The organism is Bacillus sp. RC252, assembly GCF_044909215.1.
GTDB classification, from domain to species: Bacteria; Bacillota; Bacilli; order Bacillales; family Bacillaceae_G; genus Bacillus_A; species Bacillus_A mycoides.
In genome coordinates this window covers 173,624-195,134 of sequence record NZ_JBIYDV010000010.1, presented here as the reverse complement: position 1 = coordinate 195,134, position 21,511 = coordinate 173,624, and the positions used below count along the sequence as shown (strand labels likewise).

Genomic DNA, 21,511 nt, shown 5'->3' with positions numbered 1-21,511 from the left:
TTTACACCCTCTTCTTTGTTAATTTAAGTAATACTTTGCTCAAGCTTTCTTCCGTAAGATCCTCAGCATCAGCAAAATCTGATACTGTAAAAGCTGACTCTGTTGTTGGTTTATTAATAAGTTGAAGCAGATGCCTCAACATACCATCTGCTATCGCTTGAATTTTTAATCTAGAAAACTGTTCTCTACTATATATCCAAACAAAATGTAACTTCTCATCTTTTACCATACCGATAACCTCAATTAGATGAGATGGCTTGGAATCTGGAGCATGATCTAAAAATGTAAACCCTGTCTCTTGCATAAACAAAGATTCTTTTGAAAACACTTGATCAAATTGGCCCAAATAGTTAAAGCTTATTGAAGGCTTTTGCTGATAAAACGGAAGTAATTCTTTTTTCAAGTAACGTAAAATACCATAATCAACTCCGCGATTCGGAATTTGACGCAATTGATCTTTTACAGCCTTTAATCCTTCAATAGGTGTTTTAGTTCCTTGAAAATTCAGATGAACAGGATAAATACTCGTGAACCAGCCCACTGTCCGTGATAGATCAATACCTTCAACCATCTCTTCTCTCCCGTGTCCTTCTAGATGAATAGAAACCGTTTGCTGATTTGTAAAATCGACGATAGCTTGTCCTAATGCCGCCAATAGTACCTCATTTATCCTTGTCTTATGAGTCACTGGAACTTCTTGTAACAATGCATGTGTTTCTTCTACTCCTAAAGTCCTCGTCACTTGATCAATCGATTCTTCTGTTGTTTCTTGCATTGGATAGTCCATTGGAATTTTCATCGTTTCTTTTTCTACCCGTTCATTCCAATAATCTTGTACTTCTTTTGAAATACCCGAATCACTGTATGCCTGCAGGCGTTCCGACCACTCTTTAAAAGATGTACTTTTCGCAGTTAGGCGAACTCCTTGACCTTGTTTCATCTGGTTATATACCACCTGTAAATCTTCCAATAGAATTCTCCACGATACTCCATCTACTACTAAATGATGAATCACCCAGAATATTCGATCATTTCCAGACAAGGTGTCCTCAAAGTAAACTACTCTCATTAACGGACCTGTAACTAAATTGAAACTAGTTTGAGTAATGTTCATCTCTTCTTGTATTACTTTATTCCACGCTTGTTCATTAGCTTTGTTCCGTTTTACCACATGAAGTACAGAATGCTCATCAGTCCCTTCATTTCTCTGCCTCCACGTTCCATTTGGTAACTGTTCGTACCGGAAACGTAAAGCATCATGATGTTTTAGTAAGTTTAAGATCGCTCCTTCTAGTAACTTCACGTCCAATCTCTCTTTTACTCTTAAAAGCATTGATTGATTCCAATGCTCCGGACGTGAATGTTCTTGCTCGAAGAACCAGTACTGAATTGGAGTAAGGGGCACTTCTCCTGTCACAATTCCCTGCTCCGCTTGCACTCCCTGCGTTTCTATAGCCACTTGTGCCAACTCGGCAATGGTTGGGCATTCAAACATTTGCTTTGGAGTAAGTTTTAACCCCACTTGACTTGCTTGAGATATGATTTGAATACTGAGAATCGAGTCACCACCAATTTCAAAGAAATTATCATAGATTCCCACCTTTTTAACACCTAACACATGCTTCCAGATGGTAGCCAGTATCTGTTCGTTACTATTCCGAGGGGCAACAGCTTCACTTTTAATCTGCTTTTCCTCCGGCACAGGTAAGGCCTCACGATCAACTTTACCGTTAGCTGTAAGTGGAATAGCTTCCATCGTCACAAATCCCGAAGGGACCATATAGCTCGGTAGTTTCGCTTTAAGGTACTCTCTCCACGCACCTACATTTCCATCTCCTACAACATATGCTACTAATCGTTTATCACCCGGTTGATCTTCTCTTACAATTACAACTGCCTCTTTTATAGATGCATATGCATTTAAAGTAGACTCAATCTCCCCAATCTCAATTCGGAAACCACGTATTTTAACCTGATGATCAATTCTTCCACGATAATCCAGATTCCCATCCGGCAAATACCTCGCTAAGTCTCCTGTCCGGTATAATCTTGCTTTCGAATCACTACTAAATGGATGAGATATAAAGCGCTCTGCTGTTAATTCAGGTCTATTTAAGTACCCACGTGCAAGCCCTGCCCCGCCAATATAAAGCTCACCATCTACACCTATAGGAACAGGTTGTTGATAGGCGTCTAGTATATACACTTCTAAATCTGGAATTCGTTTTCCGATATTACTTCTTGAAGCATGCTGCACATCATCTAGAGTAATCGGATAATATGTAACATGAACTGTAGTTTCTGTAATTCCATACATGTTAATTAACTGCGGTTCTTTCTCACCATATCTTTGAAACCATGGTAACAAGCTAATAGGTTCTAACGCTTCTCCACCAAATATCACATAACGCAGCTGCAAGTTTTTATTCTCATCTTCTTGTTCACACACCTGTATTAATTGTCGAAATGCGGAAGGCGTCTGATTTAGAACCGTGACTTCTTCCTCTACCAATAGTTGATAGAAATCCTTAGGCGATCGACTAATCCAGTAAGGAACAACAACCAGTTTTCCACCATACAATAATGCTCCCCAAATTTCCCATACTGAGAAATCAAATGCATAAGAATGAAAAAGCGTCCAAGTATCTTTTTCATTAAACTGATACCAACATTCCGTTGATTTAAATAAACGAATAACATTGTGATGCTCTACCATGACGCCCTTCGGATTCCCTGTTGATCCCGAAGTATAGATTACGTAAGCTAGGTGTTGAGGATTTACATTAGAAATCGGTAAAGTCTTACTTTCTTGCTCAATCTCATCTCGATCACGATCAAGACAAATCGATTTTATATTTTCTGGTAACCATTTCAATCCTTTTAAACTTTCTTGCGTTACAACTAATTGAATGCTAGCATCTTCTAAAATATACTGAAGTCGCTGCTCTGGATATGTTGGATCAAGTGGAACATAAGCTCCACCAGCCTTCAAAATCCCCAAAATGCCTACAATCATTCCCAGAGAACGTTCAACACAAAGGCCCACCAAAGAATCGGGTCCTATTCCTTTTTTCTGTAGATAATGTGCTAACTGATTTGCACGTTCATTTAGCTCTCTATAGGTAATCCTCTCCTTTTCATACATAACTGCAATAGCATTTGGATAAATCATCGCTTGCTGTTCAAACAATTCATGAATGGTTGCATGATATGGAAAGTCAAGCTTTGGTTCATTGAACTCTACTAAACTTTTTCTTTTATCTTCTTCTGAAATAATTTCAATCTCAAAAACTTTTTGCTTTGGGTTTTTAAATGTATTTTCTATTATTGCTAACATGGTTTTAAAAAAGCGGTTTATCTCTTCTTTAGAAAATAGCTCTTTACGATAGTCAATATGTACTTGTAAAGAGTCTATATCAGTCAAATTCTCAATATGTACTGCAAAATCTTGCATTTCTTCACCATTTGGAATCCAAAGTGAGTCACCACTTTCATCACGATCTCTATAATCAATCGTAGTTCCGAAAAGTCTAACATTGCTGTTGTTCTCTTTATTAATCTGCTTTAATAACAAATCAAATGGAAATTTCTGATGTCGTAATGATTTACTTTGTTTTCTGGACACTCGACCAATAAATGAAAGCACTTCTTCTTCAGGGGCGATATCCATTCTTAGAGGAACTGTACTCACCATCATTCCAATTAATTCCCGCTCCATTTTAGTCATACGATTGCCATAAGCCATTCCTAATGCAATATCAAGCGACGAGGTCCACCGATAAATCGACAACGAAAACGCAGCAACAAAAAGAGAATATACACTTAATTTATAATCTTCAGAAAATAACTCTATCTTTTTCTTCAAATGCTCCGATAATATAAACGTTTCACGTGATGCTTTGGTACTAACTTGGTACGTATTATAAGGCTTCAATCCCGTCACAGATGGAATTGTTTTAAATTCCTCTAACCAGAATTTTTGATCTTTTTGAAAGCGAATACTATTCAAGTATGTTTGTTCATTGGCCAGAAATTGAACATATGAATTTCTAATTTCGCCTTCCTCAGTCTCGTTATGCATCTCATAATAATATTTTGCAATCTGACTGGTAAATATTTGGATTGATAAACCATCCATGATAATATGATGAACATTCCCAAAGACTGCACATTCATTATCGTTTAATTTTATTAAAGCGAAATAGTATAAATCTGAATTAAATAATGTAAACGTTTCTTTTGTTTTCTGCTCAATCCATTTCTCAAGCAAATCTGAATCCTCCACGGAACTGAAATCGAAAAACTCAAATTCTTGTTCTTCATGTTTAATAAAATATTGTTCAGGTTCCTGATGCCCATTTTCTTTTAATCTGATGCAAAGACCATCATTTTCACTAATAACACGATTCACAACTCGATTTAATTTTGAATAATCCATTTTTCTATGAAGTTTAAACAAAAACCTTAAATTACATATCCCTTTACCCGAATGAATAACTTCTGTATACCATATTCTCCTCTGTGGATGACTTAACGGATAACATTCCTCATTGGCCATAAAAAATCTTCCCTTCAAAAATTATTTACTCTTACAGGTTCTTGTTTATGTGTAGCCCATAAATATTTCTGTAGTGCAACCCCAATTACTGCAATGATGATGAGCCCAATACCCACATAAAAATAGAGTTCAATTACTCCGAAAAAGTGAACCAGTGGACCGCTCATAGCAGGAGAAATAATGAGGGCTGCATTTGCTAAACTGCTTTGAATCCCAAATACTCTTCCGACCTGTTCTTGATGAGATTCTATTTGTAGAATGACTTGATTGGATACAAACATAAGTCCACTTCCAATACCAGCTATAAAACTGATCAGATAGGCAAAAATGAGGGCTGCATCAGGACTTATCAGAGTTATCAGACTTATTCCCCCAAAGCCAATTCCCATTAAAGCAATACCTCCACATATTACCCAACCATATTGAAAATGTTTTAATTTCTGAGTTAAGAATGCGCCAATTATTCCCCCAAGACCAATAATAGAAATGATGTATCCCATTTTACTCTTATCATTTGGGAACAAGCTCTTAAATAAAGTAGGGAACTGTGAGTCTACTAATTGTAATACTGCCATAGCTATTGTAAAGAAAATCATGGTTGATAATATCATCCGATTGGATAATACATAACCCCAGCCTTGTAACCAAGCAGTCCAAGTACTTTGCTTTTTCTTTTCTATATGTTCTCTTGACAGAGATTCCTGTAACCTTATTGTGGGCAACAGAACCAAAGCAGCTAGTAAACAGCATATTGCCCTTATAATCAGACAAAACTCTGGCTGAAACCAGCTCAGCAACATTCCTCCTATAAGTGGGCCCAGTATCTTGGTTCCTTGCTCAACTATCCCATTGATACTTACTGCTTTGGTAAGCAGATCAGGAGAAACAATCTGTCGTGTTAGTGTTTGCTGTGCAGGATAGTAAAAAACGGTGAAAATGGAACGAACCATTAATGCTAACAAAAGCCAATGAATATTTTGGACAAATAAAAGAACAATTGTTAATAAACCAACCATTAGATTACAAAACATCATAATTGGAATTTTTCTAAAGCGATCAGCAATCACGCCTGCCCATGAACTAAATATAATCCCAGGAAGTGCATACGCAACAGGAATTAATCCAATCATGGTGGGGTCTACTTCCCATTCAAAACTAACAATGGTCATAATGGCTAACATGTCAATAAATACTCCGAGCATAAGCAGTGAATACGCAGAGAAAACTTGTAAATAAATTGTATTTCCCCATAGACTTTTTGATTCGGTAATTTTCATAAAAACGAGCTCCTTAAGTTTACTAAATAGGGACGATAGAAACTAATTGGGTGGAATAAGAGACTTCTCCCGCCTCTTCAACCCTATTCTTTTTTTTGCAGTTCGTTTGTGATGGTAATGAAATCAATAGCTTGCTTTGACTTTCTCAAAGACACTAACGCTCTAAAAGTGAGATATTGACTAACAATTAAATCATAACACTCCTATTAATGGGATTATTTTCTAAAAATAATATAGAAAACAATGAATATTCCGATTATTATTTTCTGAAAACCAGAAATATTTTTATAAAACAACTAAATTAAGATTAAATCGTATCGCAGATTTTAAATAATATTAATAAATAGAATCTATTTTAAACGTAAGAAATTTGTAAGGAATGGGTAAGAAAAAAGAGAGTTTCATTGTATAGGATAAAAATATTACGAGGCGTGAAAGGCGGAACAGATATGACTTATATATGAAAAACAAACTAGTAACAAAAGTGTTTCAAGGAAAAGAAGTAATTTCTGTGGTTTACAAACATGTGAAAAAAGAGAGATTTACCGTTTGTTAGGGCAGAATGGCGTTGATAAAATAATACTTATGAAGATAATTACAAATTCAATGTTGACCTTTTGTAATCGGTGAAGATGATAGCTGTGTGGTTAGTATGAAACAGCAAGCAACCACCTATACAATATGAATAGAGGAGAGGAATGCCTTATGAAAACACGTAGTCAAATTACATGTGCAAGTCTGGCCCTTTTAATAGCTGGAAGTTCTCTATTATATACAACACCAACCTCAATTGTAAAAGCAGAGCCCACTCAGAATGTATCTAGTTCGTTACAAACAAATACTCAACGAGATCGTACTTCCGTCAAGCAAGCAATGCGGGATACATTGCAACTTGGATACCCGGGGATACTTGCTAAAACTTCTGAGGGTGGAAAAACGTGGGGGTATGCCGCTGGGATAGCGAATCTAAGCACCAAGCAATCAATGAAAACAGATTTTCGCTTTCGCATTGGCAGCGTGACGAAGACGTTCACCGCAACGGTTGTACTTCAATTGGCTGGAGAGAACCGCTTGAATCTAGACGACTACATCGAAAAATGGTTGCCTGGTGTCATTCAAGGAAACGGATATGATGGTAACCAGATTACTATCCGGCAGATATTGAACCATACAAGTGGTATCGCTGAATACTCAAGGTCAAAAGACGCTGATTTTATGGATACAAAAAAATCGTATATGGCTGAAGAGTTAGTGAAGATGGGGATTTCTCTGCCCCCAGACTTTGCCCCAGGAAAGGGTTGGTCTTATTCAAACACAGGATACGTATTACTGGGTATTCTTATTGAAAAAGTAACCGGAAACAGCTATGCGGAAGAGATTGAAAATCGGATTATTGAACCGCTTGAATTATCGAATACATTCCTACCTGGCAATTCAAGCGTTATTCCAGGCATCAATCATGCCCGTGGATATGTCCAACCAGACGGAACAAGTGAGCTAAAAGACGTTACTTATTATAACCCAAGTGTAGCTAGCTCAGCTGGAGATATGATTTCTACTGCTGACGACTTAAATAAATTCTTCTCTTACTTGCTCAGTGGCAAATTACTGAAAGACCAGCAACTAAAACAAATGCTTACTACAGTTCCTACAGGAAAAGAAGGAATCGATGGATATGGTCTTGGAATCTATGAAACTAAGCTTCCAAGCGGTGTCTCGATATGGGGACACACAGGTGGCATTCTAGGGTTTACTACTCTTGTTGGAGGTACACTTGGAGGCAAGCATACGTTGGTCGTCAATTGGAATAGTTTGGGTAGAACTGACAGTCCTACTCCTTTTAAAAATATTTTACTTGCTGAATTTAGCAAGTAGGAAAAAAGGAAAAATTTATCGTAGTTTTCATAGTTAAAAATATACTTTTCTGGTTCAAGAGCCCTAATTTATTTTCAAGAAAAATTTGGGACTTTTTTTGTTTTGGTGGCGTTTATTCTTCTTAAGTTGATGGATGTACGGTGCTACCCCATGCCCATCAACTTAAGAAGTTGGTTGTTCCCCAAAATGAAAAAATGAATTGAACTTTCATAAATAACTGTAGGGATATAAAATTTTCGTTTTGGGGGTTATTTCAAAATCTTAGGTTGATGGGTATGTGGTAGGGCCCTGTATTTGACTCTTTTTCTACACCTAGATATTCTAGTGTTCGTTCTAACATAAGTGCAGCCTGTTGATGTGTGAGTGTGCCATGTTGGTTAAACTTAGTAGCCGAAACACCTCGGATAATTCCTGCATCGTATAGGGCTTGTACATCATAATACCGGCTGCGAACGTATTTACACCGAGAAGATGAGTGGGGCAAAAGATGATTGCCCAGAACTGGTATGCTAGCTATTCTTGCAGAGTTTGAGCGTGATATTATTCGTGGAAAGCCTCTTCGTAAAGATCATACGTAAATACAAACAAAACCAGCAAAACACCTCTTCTGTGTCGTACTGGTTTTGTTGAAGTCCATCTAGAATTGTAGCTAGTTCAACGTGATTGCAAATTCCGAGGTCGGCGCGCCAGCAAATACAACCGTTCCGTTCTTCGGCAGTTTTACTTTGTTATTGCCGCTCACAACGGTAAAATTGACACATACTCCCTTCTCATCATACACCGCGAACGAACTCTTCGATGGCAAAGCCACGGTCATCGTTTTCCCCGCTGCCGCTTGTGGGATCGTAAACCATTTCGCATACCCATTTGCTTGCAGCGTAACTTTGGATGATTGGCCTGCATCAAGCGGTTTTACATTGCGTGACTGCTATATGCGTTATATTCAGCTTAAACGCTCACAATTATTTAACTTATATAAAGCGGAAAAAGATGTTTTACTTCGAATACAAAAGGTCCTTCATTATATTAGTACAGAATATCATCAAGATCCTTTTGTTTCTACACTCTTTCAAGAATATAAAGAGTACCATTCACCTGAAATCACAGCTTGTTTTAAAGAATCTGAAGAAGAGGCAATTAAAATGATAAGTGATTTACTTGAAAAAGGTTATCAGCAAGGAGCTTTGCATAACGTACCGTTACCGCTAACAGCCTTTATGTTAGTACGAATGATTTTTGACTATGAACAGGATTATATAAAAAGTGAGAAAAGCGATAAAGAATTTTTACAATTGCTAAAGCATATGCTTCTTAAAAACTAGTTTTAATAACATACAAAAAACAACATAATCTGCTTTATGTAGAAAATATAAATCTAGCCAAGTGATTGGTAACAAGTGTTATTATAGTTTTAACAGAATATTGATAGTTGTATTTTGGACGATAGGAATAGGATATGTGAACTCCCCCCACTTAGTGGCTCTTACGAGCTTTCTTAAAGTGGTGCTTCTCGGTTAGTCGTTACTTTTGTTAGCTAACGAATTCGTCCTAATATAGCTGAGTTATTGTAGCTGCTTACAATTGACTACATAATCGAACGAGATAATCACTCGCTGTACGTTGACTTACCCAAATACAGAGGATAGCTACTTCACTTTCAGAAAATAGTTGTAATTCATCTTGAATCGAAAGATTCATAAAAAAACGTTATTTATTCTATATAGCTTTTTAGAAAAAATAACGTTTTTTACACTCGGGTGATGTGAAAATTCTTAAACTGTCGGGCATGTGACAGAAAACCTAGAAGAAATTAGCTGAAAAATCAAATAAATAACTTCCTTATTAATACCAAATCCATTGATTATTATTAAATGTAAGTTATCATCAATCGATATGTATACAAAAAAACCTTTCTTACGAAAGGTTGAGCAGAATAATTCATTTCCTACTTATCACTGAGCTTTTCCCTTTACAATCTCGAAGTAAGAGTTTTTAGGGCTTTCGAGCGACTAATATACCATTAGCCCCTGGGGAATGAAATGTAATTCTTTGGATATCTATAAATCCAATATTTTTTAACCAACCCTCATATTCTGACCAACTGTAGTTTCGGCCTTTTATTGTTTCAATAAGCATATTTAATGACATGAGAGCCGCAGATATAGGTCCAGTTTTATCATCATCAATCATTAGTTCACTTATAATAATACTTCCACCTTCAGGAAGTACATTATAACATTTTTGTAAAATCTCATGATTTTCCTCAGGTGACCAATTTTGAAGAAGCATTGAAAGAAGAATAACATCTGATCCTTTAGGTAACTCCTCTTTAAAAAAATCTCCAGTATGCGTTTTAATTCGATGAGATAATTCTGCCTGTTCAATTTTTTCTTTAGCAATTTTTAATGCAGGTGCTAAATCGAAAACTACTGCATGTAAATCAGGGTATTTTTGTACTGCTTCTATACAATATGCCCCAGAACATCCACCGACATCAAGAAGTTGCGTATTTTGGGAGAAATCAAAAACCTTAGTAAGCTCTTTCCCTGTTTGAATACTCCAGCTATGCATACCCTCTGTAAAAATCCGCTGTTCTTCAGGGTTAACAGAAATAGACTCAAAAATCCCTAGAGAATCATCTTTTAATACTTGCATCTGATCGGTTTTAATAGCTTCTGTGAGCTTACTCCAGGGGATATATTCTCTTTTATCCAACATAGTTATAACTCCACCGAAGTAATAAGGTTCACCTTTAACTAAAAATTTATTTGATAAAGGGGAATTATAATACAATTCTCCTTTCTTTGTAAGTAAACCTAAAGCAGTACATGCAGTTAATAACATTTCGGCAGGACGCATCTGAATTTCTAGTTCCTTTGTTACTTCTTTTATATTTATACCTTGTTTGGGCATTATATTAAAAATCTCTAATTCTACAGCTGATGCAAGTGCTTTAGAAGCCCAAAACCCAGTTGCAATATTCAGTAAATTATTAGCTGATATATCTTCTATTTTATTTTTAATCTGACTATTCATTTCTCCCACTCCTTATTATAGATAGTTATACATATTACAAGTTCAAAAGAATAAGAATATAGTATCAATCATAAATGATACAAGCGCGATGTAGAAGTCTCTTCTATGATTTCATCAAGTTGGATACGAAGTTGCTGTAATCGGTCTTCTCCTTCTATAGTCATTCCTGTAGAAAGATACTCCTTTTGTGGAATGTTTTTTTCAGATAAAGTGAATACAGCTCTCGATTTATGCATGATTCGCCAACGTTTTACTGTATCTATACATACATTAAATTTGTTAATTAATTCTTCATTGGTAACTATAATAGGTCGTATTTCTTTAGCTAGTTTTTCGATTAACTCTATGATGCTTCTTTGTTCATATGTCATATACATACGAGATTCTTGTAATAAGATTCTCATAGAAGATTTACCAGAAATCTGTAGTATAGCATCAACAATGTGAACAATTGGGGACATTGGACCACTTGCTCCTGTTAGTATCTTTCCGGATTTTGAAGCGAGGCCCCAAATCATGAATGGTTGAATAGATGATAAAAAACTTTCTCCGCTAAAACTTCCCTTTTTCAAAGTGCTTGCAAACATTTTTGTTATATTTATTACTATCTTATGAAGTTCATCAAGTAGGATAGTAATAGATTCTGTTGTGAGTCCACTTAAAATTACATTCTTGATTACTGGAAATATGGATGCACCGATAGCTTCCATTCGAACAATGGTCATTGAAAAGTTTTTATGATGTTCTCTGTGCTCTTCAGTTGCCCAACAGAATATCGGTTGTAACCCTTCACCTTTAATTACATTTTCTATATTATAAATTTGATTAGAACCAATGTTATCGACCTTCCAGTTATAGAGCATTAAATTGTGAAGAGTACCGACTGGTGGCATTCCAAGTTTCTCATTAATATATTGCCAGTATTCCAAGCAATATTCCGGAATATCTAGTGTTTTTCTAGCATATTCGCCGGATTTAGGTGGAATAGTATCCCATCTGAAACTATGAAATATAATTGCTAATCGAGTACTTAGATTATTAAGTTCATAGTTATTTAATGATTTTACATTATTTACATCAAAAAGTTTCTTATGCTTTGCAAGAAACTCTTTCACTAAATTTCGCGCACCTAGATAATGTAATTCCTGTATACATTGATTTGCTAAAATATCAAATTCCGATAAGTAATTAGGAAGTTGATGTAATTGTAATGGTGTAGTATTAGGTAAAAAACCATGAGAATATTTATCTAATTTTTGAATATCTAACTCATTAAAAGCTTTTGACATTATGATTCCTCCATAAATTAATTCGAAATGTTTTATTAAAACTTTTTGGGATTTCTATAAATAGTTGGTATAGTATATATTTTCTTATTGGAGATTACTTGTCTGTAAACAGAGCGAACTTGCTTTATAAGTGTTAAGGGGACTTCCTTACTTTTGAATCGATATAGAAAATATGATATTCTCAGGACTTAGTATAATTTGATAATCATACTTTCACAATATAATAATTGGAATTAATTAGAATCTGTGTATTGAGAAAGTTTTTATGTATATTTTGATCCCTCCTTTTCCTAAAATAAAAAAAGGTTATGTTGGAGACAACAGGGCCTTTTTTTCGTAAAATGATTATCCCATTAAATTCCCACAATCTACTTAATCAAAAAAATGGACTATATGCTGGATTCACTTCTTCATAATCACAACACAAGCAAAATCGAACCCACTTTGGATGTTCGTTAAACGTATCCCTGAATGATTGCTTTTTACATTTGGGACATGCTGATATTTCATTCCCCTTATTACGCTTCTGACTCTCCACATTCTCAAAAGATACATTTGTAGTTGGTATTTCATTCGTACACAATATACCTTCCCCCTCTCTTTTTTCAGGAATTTATAGACAACGAAAAAAGGACACACCTATGGCATATGTATGCGTAGGTATGTCCTTTTGCAAGATAGATTTAGAGGTATTTTGTTACTTTCATCACATCATATTTCTTATTAATTTATATACAGAATTTAAGATTTTATGATATTATTTCTTTTTCTCATATACAAAAGTAATCCTCTTCTGTTCGGAGTCATATGTTAATTTCGCACCAAACATTTTTCCTGTTTTCTTCGATACAAATCCTTTAATTGTATCCATCATATGTATCAAACCTTTCTTTTTTGGTGTAAAAAGTGTTTTATTACATGATAAAAAGCACCCTACACAAGGATGCTCTTAATGCGATAAGGAGTTAGATATGAGTGAATAAGGAACAACGCAGGGTTGTACCTATACTTGTCCTTATCAAAAGGTGACATAATAACAGCACCCGTTTCCACGAGTACTTTGGTAAAAAAGGGATTAGATGAAATATAACTTGTTTTATACTATATGCTTGTCTCTTTTAAAGTGTGAAAATGAAAAAGAGCTCTCTCCTTAAGTGCTCTCTCGCAAAGAGTATCGGTAATTATATTTGCAACCGTTCTATATAAGTGTATGCTTCTCAATTATCTTTATGTCTGAAATTGCTATTATATAATCCATTACGGTATGTCATATTTCGTATAAAAAAGAGTAACCATACATCACTTGCTCTCATATTGTTTACTTTTAATATATATTATTATATTTTAGTAAGCATAACTACTAAAGGAGGAAATCTATGATTAACGCAATAGGTATAGCTTTCATTATTTCCTACGATTTGGCTAATACAGATAGTTTTTAAATCGAACAAAGTAATGCGCTTATTGAATCCATCAGTTCTCGAAAAATGATAAATAATGAAGGAAAGCCTGTATTAGAAATAACATGTAAATATAACATTCTAATGAATGAAGATACTGAATGCATAACTATTAATAATTACACAGGAAAGATATCACCTTTTCTTCGTTCAATAGTAGGACCAGGTCTTGTCATAACTGAAAATTATTATTTAAACCATGTTGATAAGCCCACTAAGCATATAAAAGAAATTATAAAGGAACTTTTAGAATAATAAGGGCAACCATGCATTCGTTGCCCTTTCGTCAAATGTCTATGTTATTACTATAAATCATTTTTTCAATAGGTAACATTCACGGAACCCAACATTGGAAAACCACTTTATTTTATTGGCTGTAATTTCCGTTTTGTAGGCACTTCAAAATGTTAGCTTAATGGGAATGAGGGAAACCCCATAATTACCATCAACATTTTGGCGTAGTTTCAATATATATTAGACCCCTATGTTAGTGGCTTCCATAATGCCAAAGCGAATATCCAATTTGGGTCACCATTTCCTTGATGATTTTGAACAGCTTCATACACTTTCCCTTGATGCTCTACTTTGTCCCCCTTTGTATATGCCTTCCTCGGATCCCATTTTTCATAAGATACATTTTGATCTTTTGTTTTTATCAGAAGAATGTTACTTTGATTTGATGTATTTCCAGCTGCATCTACAGCCTTCACTGCATATTTATATTCCTTACTAACTTTTAGGTTTTGATCAGTAAACGTCGTTCCTTGTACCGTTTGAATCAATTGTCCATCACGTAATACCTGATATTCTTTTACACCTACATTATCTGAAGAAGGATTCCATTTTAGCTCTACACTGTTAGAAGTAACATTGCTTGCATATAATCCTTGTGGCTGTGTTGGAGCCTCTGTATCTGGCTTAGGATTAACAATTTGATTTACTTTCTTCAGGCCATCCTTTGTAACCTCATACATTACCTTTTTATCAAAGCTTTCGTGCTTATTATTATCTAAATTTATTAACGTTGCTCTCTCTTCACCTTCTAGGTGTGTAAGTTCAATAAAATCGCCCACTTTTACTGGGACTGTTTTTGATTCAGCATTTTGCTGTTTATTCCCATAAACCTCTTTGTTATAGACCAATTTACCTGATGTGTTTTGCACTTTAATACTTGCATATGTGCCATCAAAGTAATGGTGTGGTACACCTGCTTTTAGGTCAATTTGCATTTCTTCTGTTGATTTATTTAAATTTACTTTTGCAAATTCAAAATCTCCAATCCCTTTCAGTGACCATGAAAACTGTTTTCCTTCCAAGATATCATCTGTATTTGGTACATGGCTTTTTATTTGAGTAAGAAGATCCATCATCGGTCGCGGTTCATTCGCAAAAACAGAAATGATACTGTTATTTAATTCTTTCCACTCAGCATCTGTTACATTTGGATTTTGTAACATAAGAGAAACGTAATCTTTCCATACTAAAAAATTGATTGGTAAAATATTGGTGGATATTTTATAAATTGCAATTTTATTATCTGCTGAAGTGATCGCTTTCGCTAACCAGCGTAATCGCTCTGATTGATCTAGTTTTACTGGGTCACGTTCAGCATTTTCAAATAGTAGCATATACGGTACTTGATTTGTCGGGCTATTATCTGACCAAGGAATAACAGTTGCATCATGACGGCTCGATTCACCCCATCCGGATATATCATTTCCTAAATTCCAAGAAGATGGTTTGTTATTCCATATGAGTGCACAATGTCCAGGTTGTCCAACAGGCATAGCTGCCACTCCAAAGGCTTGGCTTACTTGCGTACCAAACTTCGAAATATTACCGCATACCCCGCCAAATCTGTAAATGGAAGAAAGATTCCAACCTAAACCGTAGAATGCATCATTTCCAGCGTGAATGCTAACTCCATCTTTGTTATGGGTTGTATATTTAATCAAATATGCACTTTCCCCTACCTTATCTTGACTTTTAAGTTCTGGATGTTCCGTATTAATCATATTTCTTGCCCAAGTTAAATCTTCTTCTGGTGACCAAGTATTCACTACTAACCTTAAATGCCAAACATCATATGTTCTAAAGCAAGGAAGTAACTCATTATTTTGATCTGCTGATTTATAATGTTGGTACCTTGTTAATGGATTAATAGGTTGATTGTTTGTCCAATATTTTATAGGTTCAGCATGAGCTAACGATGTGGATATCGCTAATTTTAAATACAATCCTTTGTGAGAATCTGCATCCGCATTCCAAATTGTATACCATATCTCAAGTGCATTTACAGGGTTTTTTCCAGTTGGACTACCACCTTCAAGATAGGTATTCATCACATCTGTATTTTTCATAGCCCAGCTAAGAAATTTTTGATGGTCAGCATCTTTTTTAGCAAATGCATCCATTGTTGCAGCACCTGTTTGTGATATGAATTGCCACTGAGCCAAAGCTGCTGCAAATACTGGATCTACAAGCTTCTTTTTTAAATTCTCTTCAGTAATACCCCCAATATTTCCATTCAGATATGCTGTGAGATTATTCAAATGACCTTCAAAATTAACATTTGCAATTGCTTGATCCGTCTGTTGGTCCAATGTTTCTAAAGTGAATGTCTCTTGATTGAATGACATTGTTTCAGCTGAAACCTTTGTATGCGGAATCGTAGCAATACTTCCTAAAATAATCGGCATTGTTATTAATAAAGATGAAATCCTTTTCAAAATAATTCCCCCTTTTTTGTTTTTGACCTTTGAATGCTGCATGATTCTCGTTTATATAAAATAATTTCCATACTTAAAGGCATGAGGAATTAAATAGCCAACATGAATATAATTTGGTAGTTTCCTAACCTTTCGCAACTGGCTGACATAGTGGAATGCACCTTAGTCCCTATAACTTTCACTGATTTTACCTTTATCGAATTTCATTTTATAACGTGGTATTCCCACGCCCATCAACTTAAAAATTCAAAGTAAGTGGTTTCCATAACGATAAGGCAAATATCCAATTCGGATCACCATTTCCTTGATGATTTTGAACAGCTTCATACACTTTCCCTTGATGTTCTACTTTGTCGCCCTTTGTATATGCCTTCCTCGGATCCCATTTTTCATAAGATACATTTTGATCTTTTATTTTTATCAGAAGAATGTTACTTTGATTTGATGTATTCCCAGCTGCATCTACAGCCTTTACTGCGTATTTATATTCCTTATTAGCTGTTAGATTTTGATCAATAAACGTCGTACCTTGTATTGTTTGAATTAGTTGTCCATCACGTAATACCTGATATTCTTTTACACCTACATTATCTGTAGAAGGATTCCATTTTAGTTCTACACTGTTAGAAGTAACGTTGCTTGCATATAATCCTTGTGGCTGCGTGGGAGCTTCTGTATCTGGTTTCGGATTAACAATTTTATCTACTTTCTTCAATCCCTCTTTTGTAATCTCATAGACCGCTTTATTCCCAAAACTTTCCTGAATGTTCTTTTCCATATTTGTAATAGTAGCTCGGTTCGCTCCTTCTAAATGTGTGAATTCGATAAAATCGCCTACTTTTACCGGAACTTTGGCTTGCTCAGCATTTTGTTGCTTATTTCCATAAATCTCTTTGTTATATACTACTTTACCTGATGTGTTTTGCACTTTAATACTTGCATATGTACTATCAAAGTAGTTATGTGGTACACCTGCTTTTAAATCAATTTGCATTTCTTCTGTTGATTTATTTAAATTTACTTTCGCAAATTCAAAATCTCCAATCCCTTTTAGCGACCATGCAAATTCGTTACCTTCTAAAATGTTTGGAGATTCATTTTTGATTTGTACCTTTTTCTCAACAGTTTGATCAAATAAATCTGTTAATATAATTTTTGCATAAGCATTTGTAGATAATAGTATAGATTGACTAATCTCACTTTGATAAGATTTAATATTATCAATTATCTCGATTGGTTGTCCTGTCATATTTTCATCATTATAAATTTCAATTTTACCTTTAAATTGTGGTGTGCTATTTTCTTTTAGTTTCCAGGATACATTTAATTTTTCATTTTCATAATATATAGATTGTATATCAAAATCTAGTTTTCCTATTTCAGGTTGAGTAGGTTGATTTAGTGTGAATATTTTTCCTGTTCCAATGGTAGATTGAGTATTACCTCCTGCTTTGACCCATACATATTCTGAAGTCGCTCCTCCATCATATTGATAAGAAGTATCATGCTGTCCAGAAATACTTTGATTATTCCAAGAATTCCATTGTTTATCTAATAACTTTCGACTATAACCATTTTTTAGGCGTGCTTCTCGAACATCCTGTCCATTACCAGCCCAGTCTTCTTGAAACATTCCTAATCCATGATTAAATGCAACATTAGCAACCGGAAAGTCCATAATTGCAATTAGATGCCATTTATTCTTTGTTACATCTTTCATCCATTGTCCAAATTTAGTATGACCATTTTCTTGCCATGAACGCATTGTCATTCTGTACCAATTGTGGTCTTTCCAACCATAAGTTGTTTGAACCTTCAGTCCTGTTCCTTCTCCTCCAAAGAGTCCAGCTTGTGAATTCGGAGATAAGTATTCGGCCTTTATTGCTTCTTTAGAGGCAATTGGATCCCATAAGGCAAAATGTAAAGTACGTTTTCCATTTTCATCAAACCCACTTTGTTGTTGAAAACCAGCATATCCTCCAGCTTCACCACCTGCATTCCAGTTGTGTACAGCCCAATACGTATAAGGTGCAGTCTGAACTGGTGACCAGTCTATACTAATAATATCTGAGGAAGCTGTATTTTGTGGACTCACATAAACTGAAGGAGCAGCTGAACGTGTTACTGCTTTAGTGTGCGAAATAGACGTTCCAAACATAGAAAACATGCTACATGCTGCGGTAATTATAATAACTTTATTAAATCTTTTTTTCGTTTTCTGACTAATCACTAATCTACTTCCTTTTCTAATTTTTATTTTTAAATAATAACTTAGTAGAGAAATCTATCAAAATTCAAGCAACATCCAGTAATTCTTTAAAATACTGACCCAATCTATGATGTTCTATATTCACATCTGATTCTTACATATTAATTGATTGTAAGTGGTTTCCATAAAGATAACGCAAATATCCAATTCGGGTCACCATTTCCTTGATGATTTTGAACAGCCTCATACACCTTCCCTTGATGTTCTACTTTGTCTCCCTTTGTATATGCCTTCTTCGGATTCCATTTTTCATAAGATACATTTTGATCTTTTGTTTTTATCGGAAGAATGTTACTTTGAATTGATATATTTCCAGCTGCATCTACAGCCTTCACTGCATATTTATATTCCTTGTTAGCTGTTAAGTTTTGATCAGTAAACGTCGTTCCTTGTACCGTTTGAATTAGTTGTCCATCACGTAATACCTGATATTCTTTTACACCTACATTATCTGTAGAAGAATTCCATTTTAGCTCTACACTGTTAGAAGTAACGTTACTTGCATATAATCCTTGTGGCTGTGTGGGAGCTTCTGTATCTGGTTTCGGATTAACAATGTTATCTACTTTCTTCAATCCCTCTTTTGTAATCTCATAGACCGCTTTATTCCCAAAACTTTCCTGAATGTTTTTTTCCATATTTGTAATAGTAGCTCTGTTCGCACCTTCTAAATGTGTGAATTCAATAAAATTGCCTACTTTTACCGGAACTTTTGCTTGCTCAGCATTTTGTTGCTTATTTCCATAAATCTCTTTGTTATATACCACTTTACCTGATGTGTTTTGCACTTTAATACTTGCATATGTACTATCAAAGTAGTTATGTGGTACACCTGCTTTTAGATTAATTTGCATTTCTTCTGTTGATTTATTTAAATTTACTTTCACAAATTCAAAATCACCAATCCCTTTCATCGACCATGCAAACTGGTTTCCTTCTAAAATATTCGAAAAATTCGGTGTATCCGGTTTAACCGGATTAGAATCTGTACTTTTCCAAATTTCAGCCGTTAAATTTGGATACCCTAGTGCCGCTACTTTTTGGATTGTATCATTATTTGGGCGTAATCCCCATTTCTCAAAAAACGGAATTAAATTTTGTTTTGCTGCCTTTGATGCTGAAATCATAAATAATTGTTTTTTCGTTTCATCAGTTTGTGGAATCTCATTTGAAGGCATGTCTCTATACAGCTGATGCAACTTAGGATAGAAGTCTTCTCCGTACGCTAGTTGTAATTGCCAAAGCATTACAACTTTAACAAAAAGGTCACTAATGTCATCATAATTTTTATTAGGTTGTTCTAAGTATTGAAATGCCTTAGTATAAGCGCCCTCTTGTTGCAATCTAAAAGGTTGATTAGATGTAAATGCTTTTTCTACAGCAAGGCTGTAAAGATTGACTTGTACCTCTGTCATATTTTTAAAGTTCCAAGGCGTTTGTTGTCTCATATGTCCTGCCTCATGCCAAGGTCCCCATCCATCATTTGTAAATTTATTAATGTCTAATACATGTTGGATTGCATCTCCTACATATGCAGTTCTGTGAGGATATGCATACATATAATAATCCAGAGAATGGTTATCCTCCACATAATGCAGATAATGTTTATCTACTTGTTCTTCAGATAATCCAGATATTTTATCTTGAATTCTAGTAGCCTCATCCATTTTTTTTAAGAGTTGTACAGGATCTGTGTTAGAGTCTATCAAATATTTTTTAACACGAACTGGGCTAGCAGTAATCAATACGCGCTCCCCTTTTAATTCCACCGCATGTGCATTTGGATATTGATTGAGCATATTTATTAAATCTTGTTTCGTATGCTTTCCAAGTTCAAAGAGAGGAGTAGCCGTTCCGCCTGTTATTACTGTTGTTTGAATGGTACCACCTTGTTGTTTATTATAAAAATAAATCATTCCTCCATTTGGAGATTGAATTGTGTTTGTACCTGGATTTAAAGTAAATGATTTAATTTTGGAATCTTCCCTCCAAGAAGCATCGAACGAGAAAGTTCCAATATATGCTTGTATACTTTGATTTCCTTGTACCTGAATTGTTATTTGTTCATTTGGCTTAGCATATAACCCTGTTGGCTCGTATGCACTAAAATTTCTTTCCCTTCTTTCAATATTTTGAAGCTGGGAGACATCTCCTTTTCCTGGAACTGCAAATACTCGATTTTCCACATTAACAGAATTTTCATTCTGTAACGTTGTAGATACTTTCTTTTGCTGTGCTTGTTCTTCCGCAAAGACTTCTAATGAAGGCGTTATTCCAGTAGCAAACATAGATAATGTGGCAGTTATCATCACTAAATTTTTTGTTTTTTGTTTCTGTCCCCTTTTCATAATATCCCTCCGCTATATTTCCAAATACTTATATATTCATATTATCTATTGACACATATTTACACAATTTAACATAAATATACTCATTTATATAAGATAATGAACATATTTCAATTCACTTGATAAGAAGAATAATTAAATGAATCTATGAGAAAAAGAAGGATTTTAATACGTTTATTATTAAAAACGTATTAAAATCTTTAAAAGTGTCAAAATATTAATACATTATGTTTTGGTACAAAAACTTCCAAGCAGTTGTAACTAATCACCTAAACCCGGATATACCAGTACTTTTAAAAGAACGTAATCCTAATTGGGGTCACCATATCATTTCGATAAATTTGTACGCTAAGAAATTTATAAAGGTTGTAGATGTTTAATAAACGTTTAAAAATATTTTATAACACATCTTTAAACATGATAATCCTTGACTATATAAGTAATGTCTTTAAAGGTATACTTCTATAAGAATTTTTGAGGGAAATGAATAAGTTGTGATAAACCTAATTAAATAAATGATTTGAAAGTAAACTAAACGGCTAAAAGTTTACTTTCATTTTTATTAAAAAAAGAACATGTAGAAATTACTACATGTTCTTTTTGAGTTGATGGCAATATTACAACTTGTTTATATTAGTTTGCTACTTTCATACTTTTGTAAAACTCGTTT

12 protein-coding genes and 1 pseudogene are annotated in these 21,511 nt (G+C 34.6%); 3 read left to right on the top strand and 10 right to left on the bottom strand.

Going from position 1 to position 21,511, the window contains the following annotated elements; genetic code table 11:
- Position 1 precedes the first annotated feature (1 nt).
- Together ABH960_RS16570 and ABH960_RS16565 are read right to left on the bottom strand one after the other, a co-directional pair.
- Positions 2-4,558 (bottom strand): amino acid adenylation domain-containing protein, encoded by a 4,557-nt coding sequence (locus ABH960_RS16570; protein WP_404446741.1) that lies wholly within the window; start codon positions 4,556-4,558, stop codon positions 2-4.
- A 14-nt stretch (positions 4,559-4,572) separates the two neighbouring features.
- A complete protein-coding gene (locus tag ABH960_RS16565; protein WP_404446738.1) occupies positions 4,573-5,835 on the bottom strand; it encodes an MFS transporter in 1,263 nt (420 codons plus the stop codon).
- Positions 5,836-6,540: 705 nt separating this feature from the next.
- On the opposite strand from ABH960_RS16565, the gene ABH960_RS16560 reads away from it, so the two are divergent.
- Positions 6,541-7,710 (top strand): serine hydrolase domain-containing protein, encoded by a 1,170-nt coding sequence (locus tag ABH960_RS16560; RefSeq protein WP_404446735.1) that lies wholly within the window; start codon positions 6,541-6,543, stop codon positions 7,708-7,710.
- Between the two features lie 649 nt (positions 7,711-8,359).
- Here the strand turns inward: ABH960_RS16560 and ABH960_RS16555 are convergent.
- Positions 8,360-8,629: pseudogene (locus tag ABH960_RS16555) on the bottom strand (serine hydrolase); the annotation flags it as partial.
- Here ABH960_RS16555 and ABH960_RS16550 point away from each other — a divergent pair.
- A complete protein-coding gene (locus tag ABH960_RS16550; RefSeq protein WP_320557510.1) occupies positions 8,526-9,032 on the top strand; it encodes a TetR family transcriptional regulator in 507 nt (168 codons plus the stop codon). The pseudogene ABH960_RS16555 and the gene ABH960_RS16550 overlap by 104 nt on opposite strands.
- A gap of 253 nt (positions 9,033-9,285) precedes the next feature.
- Here the strand turns inward: ABH960_RS16550 and ABH960_RS16545 are convergent, their stop codons facing one another.
- The 4 genes from ABH960_RS16545 to ABH960_RS16530 all read right to left on the bottom strand — a co-directional run bounded on the left by ABH960_RS16545 (position 9,286) and on the right by ABH960_RS16530 (position 12,909).
- A complete protein-coding gene (locus tag ABH960_RS16545; protein ID WP_003192791.1) occupies positions 9,286-9,408 on the bottom strand; it encodes a hypothetical protein in 123 nt (40 codons plus the stop codon).
- 294 nt (positions 9,409-9,702) lie between these two features.
- Positions 9,703-10,746: a methyltransferase gene (locus tag ABH960_RS16540; RefSeq protein WP_002203968.1), complete on the bottom strand. Its 1,044-nt coding sequence runs from the start codon at positions 10,744-10,746 to the stop codon at positions 9,703-9,705.
- Between the two features lie 68 nt (positions 10,747-10,814).
- A complete protein-coding gene (locus ABH960_RS16535; protein WP_404446732.1) occupies positions 10,815-12,035 on the bottom strand; it encodes a PrnB family protein in 1,221 nt (406 codons plus the stop codon).
- A 757-nt stretch (positions 12,036-12,792) separates the two neighbouring features.
- A complete protein-coding gene (locus ABH960_RS16530) occupies positions 12,793-12,909 on the bottom strand; it encodes a DNA topoisomerase I (protein WP_002203966.1) in 117 nt (38 codons plus the stop codon).
- A gap of 613 nt (positions 12,910-13,522) precedes the next feature.
- Here ABH960_RS16530 and ABH960_RS16525 point away from each other — a divergent pair.
- Positions 13,523-13,750, top strand: a complete 228-nt coding sequence (locus ABH960_RS16525) for a hypothetical protein (protein ID WP_131243726.1) — start codon at positions 13,523-13,525, stop codon at positions 13,748-13,750.
- A gap of 227 nt (positions 13,751-13,977) precedes the next feature.
- Here the strand turns inward: ABH960_RS16525 and ABH960_RS16520 are convergent, their stop codons facing one another.
- From ABH960_RS16520 to ABH960_RS16510, 3 genes are all read right to left on the bottom strand, one after another.
- Positions 13,978-16,224 carry a putative mucin/carbohydrate-binding domain-containing protein gene (locus ABH960_RS16520; RefSeq protein WP_404446727.1) on the bottom strand — a complete coding sequence of 749 codons (2,247 nt, stop codon included), beginning with the start codon at positions 16,222-16,224 and terminating at the stop codon, positions 13,978-13,980.
- Positions 16,225-16,462: 238 nt separating this feature from the next.
- Positions 16,463-18,454: a DUF3472 domain-containing protein gene (locus ABH960_RS16515; protein WP_404446724.1), complete on the bottom strand. Its 1,992-nt coding sequence runs from the start codon at positions 18,452-18,454 to the stop codon at positions 16,463-16,465.
- Between the two features lie 140 nt (positions 18,455-18,594).
- Complete coding sequence (locus tag ABH960_RS16510) at positions 18,595-20,841, bottom strand: M60 family metallopeptidase (RefSeq protein ID WP_404446721.1); 2,247 nt, start codon at positions 20,839-20,841, stop codon at positions 18,595-18,597.
- Between the last annotated feature and the right edge of the window lie 670 nt (positions 20,842-21,511).